4 protein-coding genes are annotated in these 4,007 nt (G+C 69.5%); 1 reads left to right on the forward strand and 3 read right to left on the reverse strand.

Translation table 11 applies throughout. The features are described from left to right. On the reverse strand, positions 1–528 hold a 528-nt coding region (locus ACFWPJ_RS26815; RefSeq protein WP_378855363.1), incomplete at its 3' end, for an alpha/beta fold hydrolase. A gap of 66 nt (positions 529–594) precedes the next feature. Continuing rightward, positions 595–1,851 carry an aspartate kinase gene (locus ACFWPJ_RS26820; RefSeq protein WP_378855365.1) on the reverse strand — a complete coding sequence of 419 codons (1,257 nt, stop codon included), beginning with the start codon at positions 1,849–1,851 and terminating at the stop codon, positions 595–597. Positions 1,852–2,052: 201 nt separating this feature from the next. Here ACFWPJ_RS26820 and ACFWPJ_RS26825 point away from each other — a divergent pair, with 201 nt between their 5' ends. Beyond that, positions 2,053–3,177 carry an ACT domain-containing protein gene (locus ACFWPJ_RS26825; protein WP_378855367.1) on the forward strand — a complete coding sequence of 375 codons (1,125 nt, stop codon included), beginning with the start codon at positions 2,053–2,055 and terminating at the stop codon, positions 3,175–3,177. Between the two features lie 45 nt (positions 3,178–3,222). On the opposite strand, the gene ACFWPJ_RS26830 is transcribed toward ACFWPJ_RS26825, so the two are convergent. Next, positions 3,223–4,007, reverse strand: a 785-nt coding sequence (locus ACFWPJ_RS26830; RefSeq protein ID WP_378855369.1) for an alpha/beta fold hydrolase, incomplete at its 5' end; no start/stop codon positions are given.

Raw genomic sequence — 4,007 nt, forward strand, 5'->3', positions numbered from 1 at the left:
TGTGCGCGACAGCCCGTGCCCGATCGGGTGGGGCGGCGGTTGACTCCCCCGAGGGGGTCCCCCGGGCTTTTCACACCTCCCATTTTTCACCGGGGGGGTTTTTTTTTCCCGGCCCCCCCGCCCGCGCACGTACGCGCCTGGGTGCGGCACAGACACCGTCACCAGCGTGCGGACCAGGTCGGGTCGGGCGCCGGCCAGCGACCAGGCGACCACGGCGCCCCAATCGTGGCCGACCAGATGCACCGGGCCGCGGTCGATCTCGCGGATCAGCGCGACCACGTCGCCGACCAGTTCGGACACCCGGTAGGCGAATCGGCCCCGCGGCCGCGCGCCCGGCGAATAGCCGCGCTGATTCGGGGCGATGGTGCGGTAGCCGCGGGCGTTGAGCAGCCCGGTGAGCTCGGACAGCGAGCTCGCGGTCTGCGGAAAGCCGTGCAGGGCAAGGACGACATTGCCGTCGATCGGACCGGAGTCCACCACGTCGAACCGGAGTCCGGCACGGGTGAAGGAGGTCAATCGGTTGCTCACGGGATCCTCCGGTCGATCGACGGCCAAATTGACTGATCGGTAAATTACCTCGCGCTCAGTGGGTCGTCAACGACCGGTGCCGCCGTGGACGACCGCGACTTCGGCGCCGCCGAGGTCGAAGGCCCGATGCAGCACGCGAACCGCCTCGTCCAGGTCCGTGTCGCGGACCAGCACCGAGATCCGGATCTGCGAGGTGGCGATCAGGTCGAGGTTGATGTTCGCCGCGGCCAGCGCCTCGCAGAACGTCGCGGTGACGCCAGGATGGTTCTTCATCCCGGCGCCGATCAGCGAGACCTTGCCGACCCGATCGTCGTAGCGGACGTCGGCGAAACCGATGTCGGCGCGGCGCTCGCTCAGCAGTGCCACCGCGCGGGCGCCGTCGGCGGCGGGCAGGGTGAAGGTGATGTCGGTGCGGCCGGTGCCGGTGTTCTGCACGACCATGTCGATGGGGATCTCGGCGTCGGCGACCGCGCGGAATACCTGCGCCGCGTAGCCGGGCTCGTCGGGCAGGCCGACGACGGTCACCTTGGCCTCGGTGCGGTCGTGCGCGACACCGGTCAGCACGGCCTGATCGGCGGGGATGTCGGCCATCGAGCCGAACACGGTGGTACCGACGGCATCGGTGTAGGACGAGCGCACATGCACCGGCACGTGGTAGCGGCGCGCGTATTCGACGCAGCGCAGCATCAGCACCTTCGAACCGCAGGCCGCCATCTCGAGCATCTCCTCGTAGGAGATCTGGTCCAGTTTCTGCGCGTCGGGCACGATGCGCGGATCGGCGGTGAAGACGCCGTCGACGTCGGTATAGATCTCGCAGACATCAGCATTCAGCGCCGCGGCCAGCGCGACGGCGGTCGTATCGGAACCGCCGCGACCCAGCGTCGTGACGTCACGGCTGTCCTGGCTGACGCCCTGGAAGCCGGCGACGAGCACCACCTCACCGTCGTCGAGGGCGCGGCGGACCCGGTCCGGGTCGACCTCGATGATCTTGGCGTTGCCGTGCGCGCCGGTGGTGATCACGCCGGCCTGGGAGCCGGTCAGCGATCTGGCATCGGCACCCAGCGCGTGAATCGCCATGGCCACCAGGGCATTCGAGATGCGTTCGCCCGAGGTCAGCAGCATGTCCATCTCCCGCGGCGGTGGTGCGGGCGCCACCTGGCCTGCCAGGTCCAGCAATTCGTCGGTGGTGTCGCCCATGGCGGAGCAGACCACCACCACATCGTGACCCTGCTTCTTCGTCCCCACGATCCGCTCGGCGACCCGCCGGATCCGCTCCGCGCTCGCCACCGACGATCCGCCGAATTTCTGCACAACCAGGGCCATCCCTCGTCCTCTCCCCTGCTCGCCCACGCGCGATCCGCGGGTGACCCTTCCGAGTATCCCGGCATTTCTGGCACGACTGTGCTGATTGGTGGTGAAAATGACTGCCGCCGAGACGATTCGGCCGCGATACTGGCTGGATGGGGGTGGCGCGAGCGGCGTTCGTTCCCGGCTCGGCAGTTCTCGGCGGTTAGGCGAATTCCCATGACCAATCAGCTCTTTCGTTCCCCGCGGCCCCGGTTCGGGGTCGCAGTTCTCGGCACCGGATCGCTCGCCGCGGAGGTCACGCGGATCCTGCGCGACACGCGGGGCGATTTGCGGGAACGCGCCGGTGCGGAGCTGGTGCTCGACGGGCGGGCGGAGCTGGTGGTCGATGTGACCGAGGGCATCGGCTCGGTGACGGCGGTGCGCGACGCACTGCACGAGGGCCGGTCGGTGATCACCGCGAACACCGCGCTGATCGCCGAGCATGGGCATCGGCTCGCCGCGGCCGCCGAGCAGCACGGCGCCGACCTGTTCTTCGAAGCGGCGGTGGCGGGCGGGGTTCCGGTGGTGCGGCCGCTGACCCAGTCGCTCTCCGGTGACCGGGTGAACCAGGTGCTCGGGGTCTTCCCCGCCGAGCACAGCAGGCACGCCGCCGCGCAGGCGGCGATCCTGGCGACGCTGGCGTTCCACACCCGGGTGGAGGTCGGTGACGTGCACTTCGAGGAGTACGGCCCGGCGGCGGCGCACGATCTCGATGCCGCCGAGGCGCTCGGCCTGCGCCTGCGCACGCTCACCGTGTGCACCAGGGTCGCCGAAGACGGTGGCAAGGAACAGATCTCGGTCCGCGTCCACCCCGCGCTGCTCCCGGCGACCGATCCCCTCGCCCGGGTCGACGCGCCGTTCAGCGCGGTGGCCGTCGACGCCGCGGGCGCGGGCAGGCTGATGTTCTACGGTGACGGCGCCACCACCGCCACCGCCTCGGCCCTGCTCGGCGACCTCATCACCGCCGCCCGCAACCGCGTCCACGGCGGCCGCGCACCCCGCGCCTCCTACTACGCCGAACTCCCCGTCGCCCCGCTCGGCGACACCCCCACCCGCTACTACCTGAACCTGCGGGTCACCGACCACGCCGGTGCGCTGGCCGAGGTCGCGGCGGTGTTCGCGGACCACGGGGTGAGCATCGCCCGTGTGCGCCAGGAGCACCGCGGCGACGACGCCCACCTGATCGTCCTCACCCACCGCGCCCTGGAGTCGGCGCTCACCGACACAGTCGACGCGCTCACGGACGCAACCTGTGTCCGCGAGGTGACGACCCGGTGGCGGATCGAGGGCACCGACGACTAGCAGCACCGTCCGGTCGACGAATTCACGATGCCTTCGGAGCGTCGGTTACTCGCCGCGCCGCGCGTCTGTCGGTTCGTAGCGACGGGTGAAATCGAGGATTCGCGCGGTGACCTTGTCCGGGATCTGATGGAAGATGCCGTGCCCGGCGCCGCGGAAGACCTCGATCTCGCAGGACTTCACGTTCTCACGCAGCCGGTTTCCGGCGAGCTCGTTGTCGACGGCCAACGATTCCGACCCGAACAACCACAGGGTCGGGAGCGAGAGCGACGCGAGGCGCTCGTCGGTGAACATCTTGGGATAACCGATCGTGGGGACGTAGCCGAGAGCAGCTTTCACCCCAGCGAATTCGGCGTCGGTCAGCGTCACGCCGGGGTTGAGCCAGGCGTTCATCTTCCTCAGGTTCTTGTCGGTGGGCCGGGCGCCGACCTTGATCATCGTCCACAGCACGCTCCACTTGATCTTCGTCAACGTGCCGCCGGGCTCGATCACCGTCAGGCTCGCCAGCCGCTGCTGCTGATCGACGCCGATGGCCATTGCCTGCCAGCCGCCCTGCGAGTAGCCGACCAGATGGACCCGGTCGACACCGAGTCCGTCGAGGAGTTCACCGAACCAGGCGCCGAACCCCTGCTCATCGATCGGCGCGGTCTGCACGCTGAGACCCGGCACGCCGATCATCTCGGGCATGTAGACGACGTGGTCGCGCGCGAAGTCCTCGATCACGTGGTTCCACGCCAGGCTGTTGCCACCGAGTGAGTGCAGCAACACGATCGGAACCCCTTCGCCCGCACCAGCTCTGCGGACCCGGGTGGACCCGCCCGACGGGGCGACCT

The organism is Nocardia sp. NPDC058497, assembly GCF_042720195.1.
GTDB lineage: Bacteria > Actinomycetota > Actinomycetes > Mycobacteriales > Mycobacteriaceae > Nocardia.